This is a genomic window from Paenarthrobacter sp. NPDC091711, assembly GCF_044756605.1.
In the GTDB taxonomy this organism is placed as follows: domain Bacteria; phylum Actinomycetota; class Actinomycetes; order Actinomycetales; family Micrococcaceae; genus Arthrobacter.
This window is the reverse complement of sequence record NZ_JBIVTF010000003.1, coordinates 366,724-386,614: the sequence shown is the minus strand read 5'-3', so window position 1 is coordinate 386,614 and position 19,891 is coordinate 366,724. Positions and strand designations below refer to the sequence as shown.

Here is a 19,891-nt window from a genome sequence, read left to right as displayed (position 1 = left end):
TTTCAATGGGTGGGTTGTACTAGTCCTGCAGCAGAGGCTTCTTGGAAGTCTCGGCGGCGAACAGGACTGCGATGAGGGAAACTACGGCGGCGGCCACGAGGTACCAGCCGGGTGCCAGCTTGCTGGCGGTCATACCGATCAGGAGGGTTGCCATGAACGGCGCGGTGCCGCCGAACAAGGCGTTCGAGAGGTTGAAGCTGACGGCAAAGCCCGTGTACCGGACCTTCGTTGGGAAGAGTTCGGCGAGGAAACTGGGCAGGGTGCCATCGTTGAGGGTGAGCATGCCGCCCAGAAGGATCTGAACCAGGACGATCACCAGGAAGTTGCGGGTGTCCAGGAGCATGAACGCCGGCACCGTCAGCAGTATGAAGAGGACCGACGCGGTGATCAGCATGCGTTTGCGGCCAAACTTGTCCGAGGCGATGCCCGTCAGGAAGATGAATCCGATGTAGCTGGCCAGGGCAATGGTGGTGGCCAGGAACGATTCCGTTGCACCGAAGCCCAACTCTTCCGACAAGTACGTGGGCATGTAACTGAGGATCACGTAGAAGCCCACCGCATTAAGCAGCACCGCGCCCGTAGCGATGATGAGCTGCTTCCGGTACGTCCTGAACATGGCCAGCGCGGGAGCCTTGACGCCGTCGTCCTTCTCGGCCAGTTCCCGGAACGCCGGGGTGTCCTCCAGCTTTGTCCGGATGTACCGGCCAATCAGGCCCATCGGCGCCGCCAGCAGGAAGGGCAGCCGCCAGCCCCACTCGTTGAGCTGCTCCGCCGTCAGGACTGAACTCAGCAGGGCAGCCAGGAGGGATCCCAGCAGCAGTCCCGCTGCGGTACTGGCAGGCACGACGGCGGCATAGAGTCCGCGCCGGTTCGCCGGCGCATATTCCACCAGGAAGGCGGACGCCCCTGCGTACTCGCCGGCCGCGGAGAAACCTTGGACGACTCTGACGAGCAGGAGCAGAATCGGCGCCATCACGCCGATGGTGGCGTAGCCCGGTATCAGTGCGATGCAGAACGTGGCCACTGACATCAGCACGATCGAGAGGGAGAGCGCCCGCTTTCGTCCGAGGCGATCACCGATATGGCCCCAGATGAACCCACCAAGCGGCCTCACGAAGAAGCTGATGGCGAAGACACCGAAGGTTGCCAGGAGAGCTGTCTGCCGGTCCGACTCCGGAAAGAAAACTGTAGATATGATGCCGGCCAGGTAGCCGTAAACGGCGTAGTCGAACCACTCAACAAAGTTGCCGATGAAGCTGGCAGTGACCACTCGCCGTCGAGTGTCCTTGCTGACTGTGTGGTTGGGGCTGGGGGTTTGGCTGTTGTGGCTGTGGTTGTGGCTGGCGCCGGAAGCAGGTGCTGTGCCTTGCTCGGCTGCCACAGAGGATTCATTGCTCATGTGTCCACCAAAATCATTGGGGTTGCATTCAACGCAACGCTGTTGCACCAGAGTATGTGTGAGCGGCGCCACGGTCAAGGGTTGTTTTGAGAGATTCCGGAAGTTACTTGCGCTGGACAGGCACTAAGAGTGCGAACGAAGTTTGTTGTAATGAACGCATCGACGTTGCGCCTACCGCATCTACACCCCCCGACGCTCTCTCACTTCCCCAACCCTTCAACCAACCGCTCTCTCACGTCCCTAGCCCTTCAACCAATCGCTCTCTCACTTCCTTGAAGAAAGTTCGCCGTCGTTAGGCACCGGCAGCATCGACGCCTCAGCCCAAGTGCACACGGGCGATTGAGTAAGCACCCGAAAGACACCCAAAAGGAGAGGAGGGTCGGGCTCATACCCGAGGGATGTGAGAGAGGATCACGCCCAAACCCGAGGGACGTGAGAGAGGATCACGCCCAAGCACGAGGGACGTGAGAGAGGATCGGGGGGGTGGGGTTATCCGGCAGCGCGCGTCTAAGGGAGGAACGACCGAGCGCGCAGAGGATGAGCCCGCCGCCGGAAGGCGGGAGTGCGGCGGAACAGGAAGCCTAGAGGACCTTGCGGATGGTCTCTTCGAAGCTGACCACGTGGTGCAGGGCGAGCTCGGCGGCGCGGTCTTCGTCGCCGTCGGCAATGGCGGTGAGGAGGTCTGCGTGTTCGGAGATGTGCCCGGACACGGAGGGCATCTTCTCGAGCATGTGGCACCAGATGCGGGTGGCCAGGTTGTCGTAGCGGATGAGGACGTCTTCAAGATGCGCATTGGCGGAGGCTTTGTAGATGAGCCTGTGCACCTGGATGTCGTAGCGCATCAGTTCCTGGGAGGAATTGTCCTGACCTTCAAGATCCCGGATCGCGGCGGCGACGGCGCGGAGCTCGGAACGCATGGCGGGGCTGGCCATGCGGGCAGCTTTCCTGGAAGCGAGCGGTTCCAGCAGTTCACGGATTTCGGAGACTTCGGCGAGCTGGGTGATGTCCACGCCGGTGGCGAACGTGCCGCGCCGGGGGTAGGACACCACAAGGTGGTCGCTTTCGAGGCGTTTGATGGCTTCGCGGACGGGAGTGCGCCCGATTCCCAGTTCGGCGGCGATTTGTCCGTCGTTGATGGGGTCGCCGGGTTTGACGTCCAGCATGATGAGCCTGTCGCGCAGCAGCAGGTAGGCGTTCTCTGCGAGGGACGTGCCCTGCGGAGCTGACTCCAGTGCTTCCAGTGCTGCGCTCATTGCTCTCTCCCGTTGTCACAACCACGGTCCCACGGATGAGTTTCCCGGACCTGTTGACGACCATGTGATCTTCAACATACTATGGCAATAGTTCTAATATATCAGTTGCCTAACAGTCGGCCACTAGACAAGCCTTTGAAGGAGAACACCATGGTTGAACCGCTGATCCGCCCGCTTGCACAGGCGGACCCGGAGGTCGATCAGGCGATCGCCCAGGAACTCATCCGCCAGCAGTCCACGCTGGAAATGATCGCCTCTGAGAACTTCGCTCCCACGGCCGTCATGGAGGCACAGGGCTCGGTACTGACCAACAAGTACGCCGAGGGCTACCCCGGCAAGCGCTACTACGGCGGCTGCGAACACGTTGACGTGATCGAACAGCTCGCCATTGACCGCCTGAAGGCCCTGTTCGGCGCAGAGTTCGCGAACGTCCAGCCCCACTCCGGCGCCCAGGCCAACGCCTCGGCCATGCACGCACTGATCACCCCGGGCGACACCATCATGGGCCTGAACCTCGCACACGGCGGGCACCTGACCCACGGCATGCGCATCAACTTCTCCGGCAAGCTGTACAAGGTTGTTCCTTACGGAGTTCGCGAGGATACCCACACCGTGGACATGGCCGAAGTTGAGCGCCTGGCACTGGAGAGCAAGCCACAGCTGATCGTCGCCGGCTGGTCCGCATACTCCCGCCAGCTGGACTTCGCTGAATTCCGCCGCATCGCGGACCTGGTGGGCGCCTACCTCATGGTGGACATGGCCCACTTCGCAGGTCTTGTGGCTGCAGGACTCCACCCGAGCCCGGTCCCGCACGCGCACATTGTCACCAGCACAACCCACAAAACCCTCGGCGGCCCCCGCGGCGGCGTGATCCTCACCAACGACGCCGACATCGCCAAGAAGGTGAACTCCGCGGTGTTCCCCGGCCAGCAGGGTGGTCCACTGGAACACGTCATCGCCGCCAAGGCCGTGGCCTTCAAGATGGCTGCCGAGCCCGAGTTCCAGGAACGCCAGGTCCGCGTCCTTGAAGGCTCCAAGATCCTCGCCCAGCGCCTCCTCCAAGAAGACGTGGCCGCAGCCGGCATCTCCGTTGTCAGCGGAGGAACTGATGTCCACCTGGTGCTCGCCGACCTCCGCAATTCAGTACTTAACGGTCAGCAGGCTGAAGACACCCTGCACCGCATCGGCATCACCGTCAACCGCAACGCCGTCCCCTTCGACCCCCGCCCGCCGATGGTCTCCTCGGGCCTGCGCATCGGCACCCCCGCCCTCGCCGCACGCGGTTTCAAGGCTGAGGACTTCACTGAAGTCTCGGACATCATTGCGACGGCGTTGATCGCCGCAGCGAATAGCGGAACCACCAGCGGCACCGAAGCAGGCACCGAAGGTGACGTGACCCTGGACGACGCCACCGCCGTCGAACTCCGCCGCCGCGTCACCGCCCTGGCAGAGAAGTTCCCGCTGTACCCGCACCTTTCCAATAACGGCAATGGCGCCGCAACCGCAACCGAAGCAGAACTGATTGGAGCAGCCAAGTGAGTGCAGACCACCTCCCCGAACACCCGGACTTCCTCTGGCGCAACCCGGACCCGAAGAAAAGCTACGACGCCGTGATTGTGGGCGGCGGCGGGCACGGCTTGGCCACCGCGTACTTCCTGGCGAAGAACCACGGCATGACCAATATCGCCATCTTGGAAAAGGGCTGGCTGGCCGGTGGAAACATGGCCCGCAACACCACCATCATCCGTTCCAACTACCTCTGGGACGAGAGCGCAGCCATCTACGAGCACGCGCTGAAGCTCTGGGAAATCCTGCCCGAGGAACTTGAGTACGACTTCCTCTTCAGCCAGCGCGGCGTCATGAACCTCGCCCACACCTTGGGCGACGTCCGCGAAAGCGTTCGTCGCGTGGGCGCCAACAGGCTCAACGGCGTGGACGCCGAATGGCTTGACCCGCAGCAGGTCAAGGAACTCTGCCCCATCCTGAACATCAGCGACAATATCCGCTACCCCGTCATGGGCGCCACGTACCAGCCGCGAGCAGGCATCGCCAAGCACGACCATGTGGCGTGGGCCTTCGCCCGCAAGTGCGATGAACTGGGCGTGGACATCATCCAGAACTGCGAAGTCACCGGCTTCATCAAGGACGGCAACCGGGTCACCGGCGTCCAGACCACCCGAGGCACCATCAACACCGAAAAAGTTGGTCTTTGCGCCGCCGGCCACAGCTCGGTCCTGGCAGAAATGGCCGGCTTCCGCCTGCCGATCCAGAGTCACCCGCTCCAGGCACTGGTGTCCGAACTGCACGAACCCGTCCACCCCACGGTGGTCATGTCCAACCACGTCCACGTGTACGTCTCCCAAGCACACAAGGGCGAACTGGTGATGGGCGCCGGCGTCGATTCCTACAACGGCTACGGCCAGCGCGGCTCCTTCCACGTGATCGAGGAGCAGATGGCAGCAGCCGTGGAGCTCTTCCCGATTTTCGCCAGGGCACACGTGCTCCGGACCTGGGGCGGCATTGTGGACACCACCTTGGATGCCTCGCCGATCGTCGGCCTCTCCCCGGTGGAGAACATGTTCGTCAACTGTGGTTGGGGAACCGGCGGCTTCAAGGGCACTCCGGCGGCAGGCCTGACGTTCGCGCACACCATTGCCACGGGCGCTCCGCACGAGCTAAACAAGCCCTTCGCACTGGAGCGCTTCGAGACCGGCGCCTTGATCGACGAACACGGCGCCGCAGCCGTAGCCCACTAGCCAGGACAGGACAAGACATGCTCCTCATTTCATGCCCCAACTGCGGGCCTCGCGACGAAACCGAATTCCACTACGGCGGCCAGGCACACGTCGCCTACCCGGAGAGCCCGAATGACCTCACGGACCGCCAATGGGCTGAATACCTGTTCTACCGCGAGAACACCAAGGGAACCTTCGCCGAACGGTGGGTCCACAGCACCGGATGCCGCCAGTGGTTCAACATGCTCCGCGACACCGTGAGCTACGAGATTCACTCCATCTACGGGATGGGCCAGCCCCGGCCGGACATCAAAGCCCCCGGCCAAAGAAGCGAACCGGACCAGCCAGGCGAGTTCACCCAGGCTGGCGAGTTCGGCCAAGCCGGCGAACCAGGCCTCGCCCCCGGCGCCGCCTCACCTACGGCCACCACCCCCATCTCCTCGGAAGGAGTCTAGAAGTGACCAGCAAGAACGCACGCCTCGCCACCGGCGGACGCATCGATCGCAGCATCTCTTGGCGCTTCACCGTGGACGGCCAGGAATTCACCGGCCACCCGGGTGACACCATCGCTTCGGCGCTGCTGGCCAATGGCCACATCAACGCCGGTAACTCCCTCTACGAGGACCGCCCCCGCGGCATCATGGCCGCCGGCGTGGAAGAGTCCAACGCCCTGGTCAAGATCGCACCCCGGTTCCGTGGACACGTTGCCGAGTCCATGCTTCCCGCCACCGCCGTATCGCTGGTGGATGGCATGAACATTGAACTCCTGTCCGGCCTGGGCAAGCTCGATCCCAACGAGGATAAGGCTGAGTACGACAAGAAGTACGTCCACACGGACGTCCTGGTGGTCGGCGGCGGTATCGCAGGCCTTGCCGCGGCCCGCGAAGCTGTCCGCACCGGCGCCCGCGTCATCCTCATCGATGACCAGCCCGAACTCGGTGGCTCCTTGCTCTCCGGTTCCACCGTCCCCGAACTGGCCGAGCAGATTGAAGGCAAGCCGGCCCTGGAATGGGTTGCTGACGTGGAGGCCGAGCTGGTTTCCGCTGCAGAATGCACGGTGCTGAACCGCACCACCGCATTCGGCTCCTACGACTCCAACTACTTCATCGCAGCCCAGAACCGCACGGACCACTTGAGCGTTCCTGCGGCGTCGGGTGTCTCCCGCCAGCGTATTTGGCACATCCGTGCCAAGCAGGTTGTCCTGGCTCCGGGCGCCCACGAGCGTCCGCTGGTCTTCGAGAACAACGACCGCCCGGGCATCATGCTCGCCTCGGCAGCCCGCACCTACCTGAACCGTTATGCCGTGGCAGCAGGATCCCGCGTGGTCATCAGCACCACCAACGATTCCGCTTACGCTCTTGCCGCGGATCTGAAGGCAGCAGGCGTGGCGGTTGCCGCCGTCGTCGATGCCCGTCCGCAGATCAGCGCGAAGGCCGCTGCCGCCGTCGAGTCCGGTATCCGGGTGCTCGTCGGCAGCGCCGTTGCGGATACCTCCGCAGATGAGAATGGCCGCCTGAGCGGCGTCACCGTCCGCAGTATTAACGACGACGGCGAACTCACCTCGGGCGTCGAACAGCTGGCTGCCGATCTCCTTGCAGTTTCCGGTGGTTGGAGCCCCGTGGTCCACCTCCACAGCCAGCGCCAGGGCAAGCTGCGTTGGGATGACGAGCTCGCTGCTTTCATCCCCACCAAGCCGGTCCGCGACCAGCAGGTTGTTGGCGCAGGCCGTGGCAGCTACGAACTCCAGGACTGCCTGGCAGAGGGCATCTCCGCCGGAGCGGCCGCATCCATCGCTGCCGGCTTCGAGTCCGCAACCACCCCGGCGGTGCTCCAGGAACCCGTGGCAAGCGCGCCGAGCCGCCAGCTCTGGCTGGTTCCCGGCCAGACCGGTGAGCCGGGCGAGTGGCACCACCACTTTGTGGACTTCCAGCGCGACCAGTCCGTGGCCGACGTCCTTCGCTCCACCGGAGCAGGCATGCGGTCCGTGGAGCACGTCAAGCGGTACACCTCCATCAGCACGGCCAACGATCAGGGCAAGACGTCAGGCGTCAACGCGATCGGCGTCATTGCCGCAGCACTGAAGTTCGGCGGCGCAGAGAGCATCCCGGGCGTCGGCGAGATCGGAACCACGGCGTACCGTGCACCGTTCACCCCCGTCGCCTTCGCAGCCCTGGCCGGTCGCCAGCGCGGCGAGTTGTTCGACCCCGCCCGCGTCACCTCCATCCACCCGTGGCACGTGGCCCAAGGCGCACTGTTCGAAGATGTTGGACAGTGGAAGCGCCCCTGGTACTACCCGCAGGGCAGTGAGGACATGGACACGGCAGTCCTGCGCGAATGCGCAGCGGTCCGCGATTCCGTGGGCTTCATGGACGCCACCACGCTGGGCAAGATCGAGATCCGCGGCAAGGACGCAGGCGAATTCCTGAACCGCGTGTACACCAACGCGTTCAAGAAGCTCGCCCCGGGATCCGCCCGCTACGGCGTGATGTGCACCTTGGACGGCATGATCTTCGACGACGGCGTGACCCTGCGCTTGGACGATGACCGCTACTTCATGACCACCACCACCGGCGGCGCAGCCAAGGTACTGGACTGGCTGGAAGAGTGGCACCAGACAGAGTGGCCGGAACTCGATGTGGTCTGCACGTCCGTCACGGAACAGTGGAGCACCATCGCCGTAGTTGGCCCGAAGTCCCGTGCAGTGATCGCCAAGGTTGCACCCCAGCTCGCCGAAAACGGTGGCCTGGAGGCAGAGAACTTCCCGTTCATGACCTTCCGCGAAACCACACTGGCCTCCGGAGTTCAGGCCCGCGTTTGCCGCATCTCCTTCTCCGGTGAACTCGCCTACGAAATCAACATCCCGTCCTGGTACGGACTCAACACCTGGGAAGCAGTTGCTGCCGCCGGCGCCGAGTTCAACATCACCCCGTACGGCACGGAAACCATGCACGTGCTCCGCGCCGAAAAGGGCTACCCGATCGTGGGGCAGGACACCGACGGCACGGTCACCCCGCAGGACGCCGGCATGGACTGGATTGTCTCCAAGGCCAAGGACTTCATCGGCAAGCGCTCCTACCTTCGGCAGGATGCAAGCCGCGAGGACCGCAAGCACTTGGTCAGTGTCCTTCCCGTGGACCACTCGCTCCGTTTGCCCGAAGGCACGCAGCTGGTGGAAAAGGGCATCCCGGTCAACCCGGCCAACGGACCCGTCCCCATGGAGGGCTTCGTGACCTCCAGCTACCACAGCGCCGCGCTGGGCCGTTCCTTCGCCCTGGCTCTCATTCAAAACGGCCGCAACCGCATCGGCGAGACCCTGGTGGCCTCGCTGGGAGACCAATTGGTGGACGTGGTTGTTGGCGAAACCGTACTTTTCGATGCTGAAGGGACCCGCAAAGATGGCTGAAACAGCAACACCAGCAGAAACCGCACACGTCGACCGCGTCCGGGGCGCCCGCCGCAGCCCGGCCGAGCACCTGGCTGACGCTTTCACCTCCGGCTCCGTGCCGGGCACGGTGACTATCACCGAGATTCCGTACCAGGCCATGGTGGGGATTCGGGTGGACCGAACGTCCGACGCCGGTGCCCGCGTTGCGTCCGTGACCGGCGGCTTGCCAGCCGCTTGCGGTGAAGTGACGGGCAGCGGTTCCGTTCATACCCTGTGGCTCGGCCCCACCGAGTTCATGGTGGTGGCACCGGAAGAAGCCCACGACTCCTTGGGCGGCTCCCTGGTCAGCGATCTGACCGCAGCCCTGGGCGGCGACTCCGGGCAGGTGGTGGACTTGTCCGCCAACCGCACCACATTCGAGCTCTCCGGCAGCCACGCCCGCGCAGTGCTGGAGAAGACCTGCGCTTTGGACTTGCACCCGCGCGTCTTCAAGGCCGGCACGGCTGTCTCCACGGAACTCGCCCACATCCCGGTGATGCTCTGGAAGACCTCGGAGGAGTCCTACCGGATCTTTCCCCGGGCCTCGTTTGCCGATTTCCTGGGACGTTGGCTCCTGGACGCCATGCGGGAGTACGCCTCACCTGAGGTCCCCTAATGGCACTGAGTGTGCTTGATCTGTTTTCTGTTGGCATCGGGCCGTCGTCTTCACACACGGTTGGCCCCATGCGCGCGGCAAAGCAGTTCACGGACGGTCTTGAATCGTCCGGCCAGCTTCCGGCCACGGTGCGCGTCCAGGCTGAGCTCTTCGGCTCGCTGGGCGCCACCGGCCGGGGCCACGGCTCAGACAAAGCCGTGGTGCTGGGGCTGCAAGGCCACTCCCCCGAAACTGTTAACACACATACCGCTGACGACCAGGTTGCAGCTGCAGCCCTCGACGCCGAACTGCGCCTGGGCGGCAACCACCGGGTGGACTTCAACTGGGACGAGGACGTGGTCCTGCACCGTCGCAAGTCGCTGCCTGCACACCCCAACGGCATGACGTTCCGCGCGTTGGACCACACGGGCGGCGTGCTCCGGGAACGCAGCTACTACTCCATCGGTGGCGGCTTTGTGGTGGACGGGGACGTCTCCGGCGCAGACAAAGTGGTAGCCGACGACACCGTTCTCCCCTACCCCTTCACCACAGCAGACGAACTCCTTGCCATCTGCCTCCGCGAGGGCAAGTCCATCTCGGACATCATGCTGGCCAACGAGCTCGTGTGGCGTTCCGAGGAGGAACTGCGTGAGAAGTTGCTGGGCATCTGGGCTGTCATGCAGGAGTGCGTGGACAACGGCTGCTCTGCCGAGGGAATCCTGCCGGGAGGCCTGAAGGTCAGGCGACGGGCGCCGTCGTTGTTCAAAAAGCTTTCCGAAACCGACGCCGACCTGAACGGTAGTATCTCAGCGGACCCGCTCCTCGCCATGGAATGGGTCAACCTCTTCGCCTTGGCAGTGAATGAGGAAAACGCTGCGGGCGGCAGGATCGTCACTGCGCCCACCAATGGCGCGGCCGGAATTGTCCCGGCAGTGCTGCACTATTACACCAAGTTTGTTCCGGGAGCTAACGACGACGGCGTCGTGCGCTTCCTGCTGGCGGCGGCCGCCGTCGGAATCTTGTTCAAAATCAACGCGTCCATTTCCGGTGCCGAGGTGGGCTGCCAGGGTGAAGTGGGTTCCGCCTGCTCCATGGCTGCGGCCGGCCTCTGCGAAGTCCTGGGTGGAACGCCCGAGCAAGTGGAAAATGCCGCCGAAGTTGGCATTGAACACAACCTGGGCCTCACGTGCGATCCCGTGGGCGGGCTGGTGCAGATCCCCTGCATCGAACGCAACGCGATCGCCAGCGTCAAAGCCATCAACGCCGCCCGTCTTGCCCTGCACGGCGATGGCAGCCACAAAGTTTCCCTCGACAAAGCCATCAAAACCATGCGCGAGACAGGCGCAGACATGAAATCCAAGTACAAAGAGACCTCCCGTGGGGGCCTCGCCGTCAACGTAGTGGAGTGCTAGCCATGACTGCCATCCAAACCGAAACCGCTGCCGCCTCCTCCGCGGAGACCACAGTGGAACACGTCCTCACCCTTGACTGCCCCGAAGGTCCCGGAATTGTGCACGCTGTGTCCGGGTTCCTGTTGGACCACGGCTGCGACATCATCGACAACAAGCAGTTCGGTGACCGCGCCGAAGGCCACTTCTTCATGCGGGTGCATTTCGCCTCCTCCGGCGACGAATCCACCGTGGAAGCGCTGCGTTCCGCTTTCTCCCCCGTTGGCGAAAAGTACGGCATGAACTGGCAACTGGAACGCCAGGGACACAAGCGACGCGTGCTGATCATGGTCTCCAAGTTTGGGCACTGCCTGAACGACCTCCTGTTCCGGGCACGGATTGGCGAGCTGCCCATCGACGTTGTGGGCGTAGTGTCCAATCACACCGACCACCAGGGTTTGGCGGAGTGGCATGGGATCCCGTTCTTCCACATCCCTGTCACCGCAGCCACCAAACCTGCCGCCGAGGGGCGCTTGCTGGAGATCATTGACGAGCTGGACGTGGAACTCATTGTGCTGGCCCGCTACATGCAGGTGCTCAGTGACGACCTGGCCCGCAAACTCGATGGCCGCGCCATCAACATCCACCACTCGTTCCTGCCAAGTTTCAAGGGCGCCAAGCCCTACCACCAGGCATACGCACGTGGTGTGAAAACTGTGGGCGCCACAGCCCACTACGTGAACGGCGAGTTGGACGAAGGTCCCATCATCGCCCAGCAGGTAGTGGAAGTGGACCACACGTTCGGGCCGGACGATCTCGTAGCCGCCGGCCGGGACACCGAATGCAAGGCCCTCAGCAACGCCGTTCGCTGGCACTGCGAGGGGCGGATCATCCTGAATGGGAACAGGACGATCGTGTTGAAGTAGGGCTCTGCAAGCACCCATTTCGATGGTTCCCTGCGCATACGCTGTTGCGAACGGCACTGTGTGCAGGGAACCATCGAATTGGCGTTTAACAGGAGCTACACCCGGGCCAGCCTCGTAGCCAGATGCAGCGCTGCCAGCCGGCCGTTACCCCGCGGGTCACCGCCGCATAGCTCGAAGATTCGCTGGAGCCGGTGATGCAGTGACTGCCGTTCCAAGTGCAGCTCACGTGCAGCCTGGGCCGTGTTGCAGCCGGTATCCAGCCATACGGTCAGCGTCCTCATGAGTTCTGACTTCTTCAGGCGATCATGCTCGACGACGGCACCCAGCTGCCGCTGCACGAACCCTTCACGGGTGCCCGGTTCCAGCGACTCCTGGGCAAGGAGCTCCACTGCAAGCGTGTCTGCATCCACAACACCGTTGCCAGCCGGGGTCAGATCAAGTGCCCTGCGCGCCTCCGCCAGGGACCACGGTGCCTCAGCAATACCGCGGCCCAGCGGCCCGACGGCCACCAAGGATCCGGCTGGCACTTCTAACTGACGCAGCGCCTCCATCAATTCCCGGCGGGCGGCAGCACCCCCAGCCAGCGATGCGCCGTCCAAGGACGCCAGTGCGATCAGTTCAGCGTTGTTGGCGTAACTCGCGCTGTGCGGCACACGCTCCCGGAGCAACGCGTCCACAGCCGGACGCAAATGCCCTGCGCCGGTTGACCGAACCACGACGGCGGCAACCAGGCCGTTCACCGGGAAGCCCGACGCTGGTCCGAGTTGCTGGAGCTGCCAGTGCTGGCCTCCTGCATTGATGGCACGCATGAGTTCGATGCCCGCCAATTCTTTCAGTCCGGGAGGCATCCGCTGCAGCAACGCCAGGCCCAGAATGTCCACGGAACGTTCGCCGGCCACGCGCGCTAGCCCACCGTCGGCGCCGTCGTGAGTTTCCAGCTCAAGGCGCGCGGCCAGGACGCCGCGCACCGGCACATCCACCGTGGTGACCGTGCCGTCGTCGTCGAACGAACCGGCGGCGCCGAGGGTGAGGCCTGACGGCGAGACCAGCCGCGCGCTGGCACCTGTCCGCTCGGACAAGACAGCCAGGAGTTGGTCGAGCCCGCCACCGTGGGCAAGTTCGGCGGCCATTGCATGGCTGGCCTGGTCGCCATGCTGGAGGTGCTCCACGGATTCGCTGACCAAGAGCGAATTGATCTCCTGCATGACCCCGACGAACGGAACCACGTGACGCAGCTCGATCACCGGCAACCCGGCAGCCTCCGCTATCTCCAGCATTCCCGCAGGCACTTCGGGCAAGGCGGGACCGGTTTCCAGGGCCAACGCCGCGATCCCCCGTGTTGCCAGTTCACGGACGTATTCGGCCTGCCGATCGGCCGTGACACCGGCGAGCGCTTGACCCCCGCTCAGCAGCAATTCGCCGCCACTGAGGAGCGGCGCTATGTCCAGGACCTCGCTGGAGTGCACCCACCGGACGGCCCGGGTGAGTGCGTCAGGCACGTTGTTGAGTAATCGGGGTTCTGCTGATGTGAGGCTTTGATACTCCAAAGCCGCGCCCAGAAGGATGGACATGACACTCCGTATGGTTAGCGGATATTTGCTTATACACATCGTATCTTGTTGCTGTGATCCACGGCACATACGCTGAAAGAGTCCCTTTCAACCACGGAGGCTCTCCCCATGCAAGACAACCTCTCCCCCACGCCTTCAAGCCCACCTTCAGGTGCATCGCAGTCAGGTCCGGCAACGGCGCCGGGTCATGACAGTGAAGCCTGGCTTCAGCCCATCCCCGAAGCAGACCGCACCCGCAAAGTTTCCGGACAGTTCTGGATCTGGGCAGGCGCCAATCTTGCACCAATCAACTGGGTGCTCGGCGCCCTCGGCATCCACCTTGGCCTCGGTTTCGCCGACACGGTGATCGTGCTGGTCCTGGGAAACCTGATCGGCATGCTGCTTTTCGGCTGCTTTGTCCTCCTCGGCCAGAAGACCGGCGCCACGGGCATGGTGTTGGCCCGCGCAGCCTTCGGGCGTCGAGGCAACTACCTCCCTGCCGCCATCCAAGCGCTCCTGGTGATCGGCTGGTGCGCCGTCAACACGTGGATCATCCTGGACTTGGTCATGGCGCTCTTCGGAACCCTTGGCTGGGTAGATCCGGAAGCCAAGAACTACGCCTGGAAGATCGGCGTCGCCACAGCCATCATGGCGGCCCAGGTTGCCATCGCCTGGTTCGGCTACAAGGCCATTGCGGCCTTTGAAAAATGGACCGTGCCGCCAACCATCATCATCCTGGCCGTCATGTCATGCGTGGCCTGGTTCGGAATGAAGATTGACTGGGGCTACGCAGGACCCGCCGGCAACATTCTTGAAGGCTCCGAGCGCATTGCCGCCATGAGCGCAGTGATGACAGCAATCGGCATCGGCTGGGGCATCACTTGGTTCACCTACGCCGCCGACTACTCCCGCTTCGTCAGCACGTCGGTTCCCAAGCGCAAGGTTTATCTCGCTTCGGTCCTCGGCCAGTTCATCCCCGTTGTGTGGCTCGGCGTCCTCGGCGCAAGCCTCGCCACCAACAGCGGCGAGATCGACCCCGGCAAACTGATCGTGCAGAACTTCGGAGTCCTGGCCCTCCCGGTCCTCCTCATGGTCCTGCACGGCCCCATCGCCACCAACATCTTGAACATCTACACTTTCTCCGTAGCCACGCAGGCCCTGGATATCAAGATCAGCCGCCGCAAGCTGAACCTGTTTGTCGGCGTCTTCTCACTCATCGCCGTGGTGTTCTTCATCTTCCAAGAGGACTTCGCAGCGGTTCTCGATGCCTGGCTGATCGGCTTGGTCGCTTGGGTTGCCGCCTGGGGTGGGGTCATGCTGGTGCACTACTTCTGGCTCGAAAAGCGCTGGCCAGCCAAGGTGGACCGCCTCTTCGACCCCGTTGGAACTCACCGTTTGCCAGTCATCAATTGGGCCGGCATCGTGTCCCTGCTGGTGGGCATCTTCTCCACTTGGCTGTTCATGTACGGGTTGGTTCCCGCCATGCAGGGCCCCGTCGCCGTGGCCTTGGGCGGCTGGGACCTCTCGTGGCTGGCTGGTGGACTGACCAGCGCGGCAAGCTACGCACTACTCGGCCCGCGGGCCCACAAGAAATATCTCCTGGCGGACTCAAACCATGTGTCGGCAAACCAGCAGGCTGCCACGTCCACTCCGGCCGCCCCCGCAGTTCCCGAAAGGACCACAGCATGAACCAGCCCGCTTTCGCCGATTCGCTTCACCAGATCACATGGCCTGAGGGCTACCAGGCCGCAGCGTCCTTCACCTTCGACGTCGATGCCGAGTCCTGCACCGTCGCCCATGATCCGTCCAGCACCCGGCGGATGTCCCTCATGAGCCACCAGTCGTACGGCCCCAGGATCGCTGTGCCGCGCTTGCTTCAGATCCTGGACCGCCAGAACATCAAGGCAACGTTCTTCATTCCGGGCTTCACGGCGGAGAGCTACCCGGACGTGGTCCGCAGGATCGCTGATGCCGGGCACGAGATCGCCCACCACGGATACCTTCATGAGCCCATGCAGGGAATCGACGCAGCCACCGAGGCAAGCTACCTGGACCGAGGCCTTGAAGCACTGGCCAGCGTGGCGGGAATCCGGCCGGTGGGTTACCGGGCGCCATGGTGGGAGCTGAACTGGCAGTCGCCCGCCCTGCTGGCGGATCGTGGTTTCCTTTACGATTCGAGCCTGCTCGACGGCGATGCCCCCTACCGGATGGCCGTGGCCGACGGCGATTCCCGGGACATCGTGGAGATCCCCGTGGACTGGGCGCTGGATGATTGGGAGCAGTACGGCTTCTACCCCGGAGTCACTGGCAGCGGAGTGATCGAGAGTCCCGCGAAGGCCCTGGAAATGTGGACACTTGAAGCCCAGGCGCACCATTCCCAAGGCAGCTGTTTTGTCCTGACCAACCACCCCTTCATCTCAGGCCGGCCCTCCCGCGCCGTGGCGCTTGAGCAGCTGATTGAGCGGGTCAAGAACCTGGACGGAATGTGGGTGACCACCTTGGCCGAGATCGCGCAGCACACCAAGTCCACTGTTCATGAAATCCACACGCACGCCCGGATTGACGTCCCCATGTTCCCAGGGGCCGGCGCAAGCTTCCGCCCGGCGCAGGTCAAGGTTCCCTCGCTGCACTAGCCCTTCCGCCGCGCCAGTCCACCCACCTCCGCCGAGATGGCAAAAGATGACAATCCCGGGGCCCGGGATTGTCATCTTTTGCCATCTCGCGGTGGATTGTGAGCTCCTTAGCCATTCACGGCGTTGATCCACACTCCGATGATCCATGTACTGGCAGCGGCACACGCGAGCCCGAACTCCACCAGGATGCCGATTCCGGTCGCTTTCAGCGCCGCACCGCTGGAGCGGACAGCAACCCGGAAGTCACGGGTCCGCTGGACTTCGCTGAGGAGAAGACCCACGGCGAACCCCACAAAGAGCCCCACTACAGGGATAACGAACATTCCCACTACGCCCAGGACCACGCCGATCAGCACCGACCTGTTCGGGATGCCGTGTTGTTTCAACTTGCGTCCGGTGAGCACGGCGCTGGCGGCCATTCCCGCCACCACAAACACCATTCCGACGGCGAAGATCACCCAGCCGAGCGGACCGGCACCTCCCCAGATAGCCCAAGCCAGCAGGCTGGCGCCAATGAGGATACTGCCCGGGAGTACAGGAATGATGGTCCCGGCGACACCTACCGCAATGGCCAGGCCGCAGACGATGGTCACGATAAGTTCGGCGTTCATGGTCCTCAGTCTAGGTGGGCTCCGTGAAGAGCAAGCGCTGGCTTGCAGAGCGGGCCCTGCGGAGAATCGTTGTATGAACAACTGGGCGGCAACAAACAGAGCAGAGCGGTGCGGGCCCTCGAAGACTAAGAAAACGAGAGATTAACGTCCAGATAACTTGTATAGACAAGTAGCGATTTCCGTTGCTTGCTGGCAGGTGAAGCGACAGGGTTGAGGAGTCAGGCCGTGGGCACGCACTGTGCCAACGGCTCCCATTCGGACCCGAACATGGAGATACCTTTGGACAACGCCCGTCCTTTCCGCAGAGCCTTGGCAACGGCCGCGCTGACGCTCGCAGCCGCCGCCGTGCTTCCCTCAGCCGCTATCGCGGCACCCGCAGAACCAAGCGCATCGGACGCCACCAGCCGTCCGGCCCAAGCGCCTTACGCAGGCCTTCCCGATGGCACCAAGCGCAAGAAGACGCTGGTGATTGGCATCGACGGCGCATCGATCGCCAAATTCGGCACTGCGGGCATGCCCAACGTGCAGGGAATCATGGACTCCGGCATGACCGCCAAGAGCAACCTGTTCGCCAACCCGATGGCCCCCACAGTGTCAGGAGCAGGCTGGTCGAGTATCGCCACGGGAGTATGGCCGGATAAGCACAACGTGGTGGACAACAACTTCACGGCCCCCAACTACGGCCAGTACCCCGACTACTTGAGCCGCCTCGAAACGGCCCGGCCCAACGCGTCCACGCTGGTTGTGGGCACGTGGGCGCCCATCCCCGAGACGGTCTTTGGTGAAAACGTTGACCTGAGAATTGCCGGCGGCAACGACGCCGGCACCACGGCCAAGGCCGTGGACTATTTGTCCAACGGCAACCCGGACAGCACGTTCATCCACCTGGACGAAGTTGACGGTGCCGGCCACTCCTACGGCACAGAGCGGGAGGAGTACCTCGCTGCGCTCCGCAAGGTGGACGGTCAAGTGGGCGAGATTCTCAACGCTGTGAAGAACCGCCGAAACTATAAATCCGAGGATTGGCTGGTGGTCCTCACTGCCGACCACGGGCACACCCCCACCGGCGGCCATGGTGGCAGCACCCCGGCCGAGCGCCAGACCTTCGTGATCGCCCAAGGCAAAGGCATCGAGCCGGGCACCGTCCGCAACGACGTCAAAATCACTGACATCGCACCCACTGTGCTCAAGCACGAGGGCGTCAAGGCAGAAGACGCTTGGAACCTGGACGGACAGGCCTTCAGCGATATCGAGCCGGATGCGTTCGATTCCCTCCGCGACAAGCTGCAGACCCGCGTTGATGAGACCGCCCCTGCAGCCGACGTGAAGGGTTGGACCAGCGCCGCACCCGAAGGCTGGACCATCGACAACTCCGCCTTGCCGGCCGGCGGTGTGACCGAATGGCGCGGGTGGTCGTTCGCCACTGACGAGTTCTGGACCAACGTGGACCGCAATCAGGGCCGCGAAACCTCCGTGCGCAACCGCAACGTGTTCGCCGTGGCCGACTCGGACGAATGGGATGACAAGGTGCACGCCGCCGGGCAGTTCGATTCCACCCTCATCAGCCCCGAGTTCAAGGTGAAGGGCGGCAAGACCGCAACGCTCTCCTTCGCCTCGAACTACAGGATTGACGGGCCCCAGAGCGGCGAAGTCCTGGTCAGCTACGACGGCGCAGCCCCACAGCTGGTGAAGTCCTACACCGCCAACTTCAACGGTTTTGAAAACTTGGCCTTGGAAGTCCCCAAGGGCGCAAAGAAGGCGAAAGTCAGCTTCCGCTACACCGGGACCAACAGCGCCTTCTGGACCGTTGACCAGGTAACGCTGGACCGCTAGCCCGTTACGCGCCTCAAGCAAGAACGACGGCGACGCTCCCCTGCACGGGAGGCGTCGCCGTCGTCAGTCTTGCGTAAGTAGCCGCTACTCGGTAACGGCGGCAGCAACTGCCGCGGTGACTGCCGGCGCCACTCGGGCGTCCAGCGGGCTCGGCACGATGTAGTCGGCCGAGAGGTCTTCTGCCGCGAGCTCAGCAATGGCATTGGCCGCGGCGATCTTCATGGCGGGCGTGATGCGGCGGGCCTTGGCATCGAGTGCGCCACGGAAGATTCCGGGGAAGGCCAGCACGTTGTTGATCTGGTTGGGGAAGTCGCTGCGGCCGGTGGCGACAACGGCTGCGTACTTCTGGGCTACCTCAGGCAGAACTTCCGGGTCCGGGTTGGACAGGGCGAAGACGATCGACTGATCGCTCATGAGCTTCAGGTGTTCTTCATCCAGCTTGGAAGAGGAGACGCCAACAAAGACGTCGGCGCCGGTCAGTCCCTCACCCGGACCGCCGCTGATGCCGCGGGGGTTGGTGCGCTGGGCCATGCGGGCTTTGACGCTGCCCGGATCTGCCACGAGATCGGCACGATCGGCGTTGACCACGCCCTTGGAGTCGAGCAGGATGACGTCCTTGATGCCTACGGCGAGAAGAATCTCGGCAATGGCGATGCCAGCGGCACCTGCGCCGGAAACAACAACCTTGAGGCCGGCGAGTTCACGTTGGGTCACCTTGGCTGCGTTGGTCAGGGCGGCGAGAACCACCACGGCGGTGCCGTGCTGGTCGTCGTGCATGACGGGGCAATCGAGGGCTTCAATGAGGCGCTCTTCGAGTTCGAAGCAGCGCGGAGCCGAAATGTCCTCGAGGTTTACGGCGCCGAAGCTCGGGCGGAGGCGGACCAGGGTCTCGATGATCTCGTCCACGTTGGTGGTGTTGAGGACCAGCGGGATGGAGTCCAAGTCACCGAAGGACTTGAAGAGGGCGGACTTGCCTTCCATGACCGGCAAGGAAGCGCTCGGACCAATATTGCCGAGCCCCAGCACCGCGGTGCCATCGCTGACCACAACAACCAGGCGTTCGGCCCAGGTGTGGGTGCGGGCAAGCTCGGGGTTGGCGTGGATCGCACGGCTGACCTGGGCAACGCCCGGGGTGTATGCGATGGAAAGGTCGCGCTTGTTGTTGAGCGGAACGGTGCTGGAAATGGTCAGCTTGCCGCCTTCGTGGGCTGCGAAGATCTCTTCTTCGCTCAGTACCAACGCTTCGTTATCAGTTGCAATTGTCTCAATGGACACGTCTTTGTCTCCTCAGGCTAGCCGTGGACCCACGGCACGATTTCGGGCAGGAACAGAACTGCTGGTGCGGGCCAAGGGTGACTGGTCCGGCATTGCTTCTGCAGATAGGGGGCTGCTAGCCGCTTCGGTGTTTCCAGCCTAGGGAAGCATTGAGGGTACAAGATTCAATACCAACAGAGACGATTCGAGAGTAAAACGTTCAACCAAGCCAAAGTGTGATCCGCGTCATGCCAAAAACGGTGTTCCGAGGGCCCATCGGTCTAGACCAG

General features: G+C 63.4%; 15 protein-coding genes. 10 read left to right on the top strand and 5 right to left on the bottom strand.

All coding sequences use genetic code 11. The features are described from left to right. Nucleotides 1–19: 19 nt before the first annotated feature. Entirely contained in the window at nt 20–1,399 is a 1,380-nt protein-coding gene (locus ACIQH5_RS07585) for an MFS transporter (protein ID WP_400401728.1), read from the bottom strand. Nucleotides 1,400–1,980: 581 nt separating this feature from the next. After that, the gene (locus ACIQH5_RS07580; protein ID WP_091463598.1) at nt 1,981–2,652 is read right to left on the bottom strand and encodes a GntR family transcriptional regulator; all 672 of its coding nucleotides are present in this window, start codon (nt 2,650–2,652) and stop codon (nt 1,981–1,983) included. A gap of 150 nt (nt 2,653–2,802) precedes the next feature. Here ACIQH5_RS07580 and glyA point away from each other — a divergent pair, with 150 nt between their 5' ends. From glyA to purU, 7 genes are read left to right on the top strand one after another with little or no spacing between them, the layout of a single operon-like run. Next, entirely contained in the window at nt 2,803–4,191 is a 1,389-nt protein-coding gene (glyA, locus tag ACIQH5_RS07575) for a serine hydroxymethyltransferase (protein WP_400401724.1), read from the top strand. Next, the gene (locus tag ACIQH5_RS07570) at nt 4,188–5,408 is read left to right on the top strand and encodes a sarcosine oxidase subunit beta family protein (RefSeq protein ID WP_310207258.1); all 1,221 of its coding nucleotides are present in this window, start codon (nt 4,188–4,190) and stop codon (nt 5,406–5,408) included. The genes glyA and ACIQH5_RS07570 overlap by 4 nt, the downstream gene beginning before the upstream one ends. 17 nt (nt 5,409–5,425) lie before the next feature. Further along, nucleotides 5,426–5,842, top strand: coding sequence for a sarcosine oxidase subunit delta (locus ACIQH5_RS07565; protein WP_400401722.1), 417 nt, complete (start codon nt 5,426–5,428; stop codon nt 5,840–5,842). 2 nt (nt 5,843–5,844) lie between these two features. Beyond that, the gene (locus ACIQH5_RS07560) at nt 5,845–8,790 is read left to right on the top strand and encodes a sarcosine oxidase subunit alpha family protein (protein WP_400401720.1); all 2,946 of its coding nucleotides are present in this window, start codon (nt 5,845–5,847) and stop codon (nt 8,788–8,790) included. Further along, the gene (locus ACIQH5_RS07555) at nt 8,783–9,427 is read left to right on the top strand and encodes a sarcosine oxidase subunit gamma (protein WP_400401717.1); all 645 of its coding nucleotides are present in this window, start codon (nt 8,783–8,785) and stop codon (nt 9,425–9,427) included. Before ACIQH5_RS07560 ends, ACIQH5_RS07555 begins: the two co-directional genes overlap by 8 nt. Then, nucleotides 9,427–10,818, top strand: a complete 1,392-nt coding sequence (locus ACIQH5_RS07550; RefSeq protein WP_400401715.1) for an L-serine ammonia-lyase — start codon at nt 9,427–9,429, stop codon at nt 10,816–10,818. Before ACIQH5_RS07555 ends, ACIQH5_RS07550 begins: the two co-directional genes overlap by 1 nt. Before the next feature lie 2 nt (nt 10,819–10,820). Continuing rightward, on the top strand, nt 10,821–11,720 hold the full coding sequence (gene purU / locus ACIQH5_RS07545; protein ID WP_400401713.1) for a formyltetrahydrofolate deformylase: 900 nt from the start codon (nt 10,821–10,823) through the stop codon (nt 11,718–11,720). A gap of 95 nt (nt 11,721–11,815) precedes the next feature. Here the strand turns inward: purU and ACIQH5_RS07540 are convergent, their stop codons facing one another. Then, nucleotides 11,816–13,291 (bottom strand): PucR family transcriptional regulator, encoded by a 1,476-nt coding sequence (locus ACIQH5_RS07540; RefSeq protein ID WP_400401711.1) that lies wholly within the window; start codon nt 13,289–13,291, stop codon nt 11,816–11,818. 108 nt (nt 13,292–13,399) lie between these two features. On the opposite strand from ACIQH5_RS07540, the gene ACIQH5_RS07535 reads away from it, so the two are divergent. Beyond that, nucleotides 13,400–14,959 carry a purine-cytosine permease family protein gene (locus ACIQH5_RS07535; protein WP_400401708.1) on the top strand — a complete coding sequence of 520 codons (1,560 nt, stop codon included), beginning with the start codon at nt 13,400–13,402 and terminating at the stop codon, nt 14,957–14,959. Then, nucleotides 14,956–15,903: a polysaccharide deacetylase gene (locus tag ACIQH5_RS07530; protein WP_400401706.1), complete on the top strand. Its 948-nt coding sequence runs from the start codon at nt 14,956–14,958 to the stop codon at nt 15,901–15,903. The genes ACIQH5_RS07535 and ACIQH5_RS07530 overlap by 4 nt, the downstream gene beginning before the upstream one ends. 107 nt (nt 15,904–16,010) lie before the next feature. Here the strand turns inward: ACIQH5_RS07530 and ACIQH5_RS07525 are convergent, their stop codons facing one another. Beyond that, nucleotides 16,011–16,514: a DUF456 domain-containing protein gene (locus ACIQH5_RS07525; RefSeq protein ID WP_400401704.1), complete on the bottom strand. Its 504-nt coding sequence runs from the start codon at nt 16,512–16,514 to the stop codon at nt 16,011–16,013. A gap of 225 nt (nt 16,515–16,739) precedes the next feature. Between ACIQH5_RS07525 and ACIQH5_RS07520 the strand changes: the two genes are divergently transcribed. Then, on the top strand, nt 16,740–18,347 hold the full coding sequence (locus tag ACIQH5_RS07520) for an alkaline phosphatase family protein (RefSeq protein WP_400401702.1): 1,608 nt from the start codon (nt 16,740–16,742) through the stop codon (nt 18,345–18,347). Nucleotides 18,348–18,431: 84 nt separating this feature from the next. On the opposite strand, the gene ACIQH5_RS07515 is transcribed toward ACIQH5_RS07520, so the two are convergent. Beyond that, nucleotides 18,432–19,622, bottom strand: a complete 1,191-nt coding sequence (locus ACIQH5_RS07515) for an NADP-dependent malic enzyme (protein WP_400401700.1) — start codon at nt 19,620–19,622, stop codon at nt 18,432–18,434. Between the last annotated feature and the right edge of the window lie 269 nt (nt 19,623–19,891).

Excerpts from the sequence above, each read along its gene's own strand:
- purU (WP_400401713.1), top strand. The coding sequence starts at position 10,821 with ATGACTGCCATCCAAACCGAAACCGCTGCCGCCTCCTCCGCGGAGACC.
- ACIQH5_RS07540 (WP_400401711.1), bottom strand. The coding sequence starts at position 13,291 with ATGTCCATCCTTCTGGGCGCGGCTTTGGAGTATCAAAGCCTCACATCA.
- ACIQH5_RS07530 (WP_400401706.1), top strand. The coding sequence starts at position 14,956 with ATGAACCAGCCCGCTTTCGCCGATTCGCTTCACCAGATCACATGGCCT.
- ACIQH5_RS07555 (WP_400401717.1), top strand. The coding sequence starts at position 8,783 with ATGGCTGAAACAGCAACACCAGCAGAAACCGCACACGTCGACCGCGTC.
- ACIQH5_RS07525 (WP_400401704.1), bottom strand. The coding sequence starts at position 16,514 with ATGAACGCCGAACTTATCGTGACCATCGTCTGCGGCCTGGCCATTGCG.
- ACIQH5_RS07580 (WP_091463598.1), bottom strand. The coding sequence starts at position 2,652 with ATGAGCGCAGCACTGGAAGCACTGGAGTCAGCTCCGCAGGGCACGTCC.
- ACIQH5_RS07585 (WP_400401728.1), bottom strand. The coding sequence starts at position 1,399 with ATGAGCAATGAATCCTCTGTGGCAGCCGAGCAAGGCACAGCACCTGCT.
- ACIQH5_RS07565 (WP_400401722.1), top strand. The coding sequence starts at position 5,426 with ATGCTCCTCATTTCATGCCCCAACTGCGGGCCTCGCGACGAAACCGAA.
- ACIQH5_RS07535 (WP_400401708.1), top strand. The coding sequence starts at position 13,400 with ATGCAAGACAACCTCTCCCCCACGCCTTCAAGCCCACCTTCAGGTGCA.
- glyA (WP_400401724.1), top strand. The coding sequence starts at position 2,803 with ATGGTTGAACCGCTGATCCGCCCGCTTGCACAGGCGGACCCGGAGGTC.
- ACIQH5_RS07550 (WP_400401715.1), top strand. The coding sequence starts at position 9,427 with ATGGCACTGAGTGTGCTTGATCTGTTTTCTGTTGGCATCGGGCCGTCG.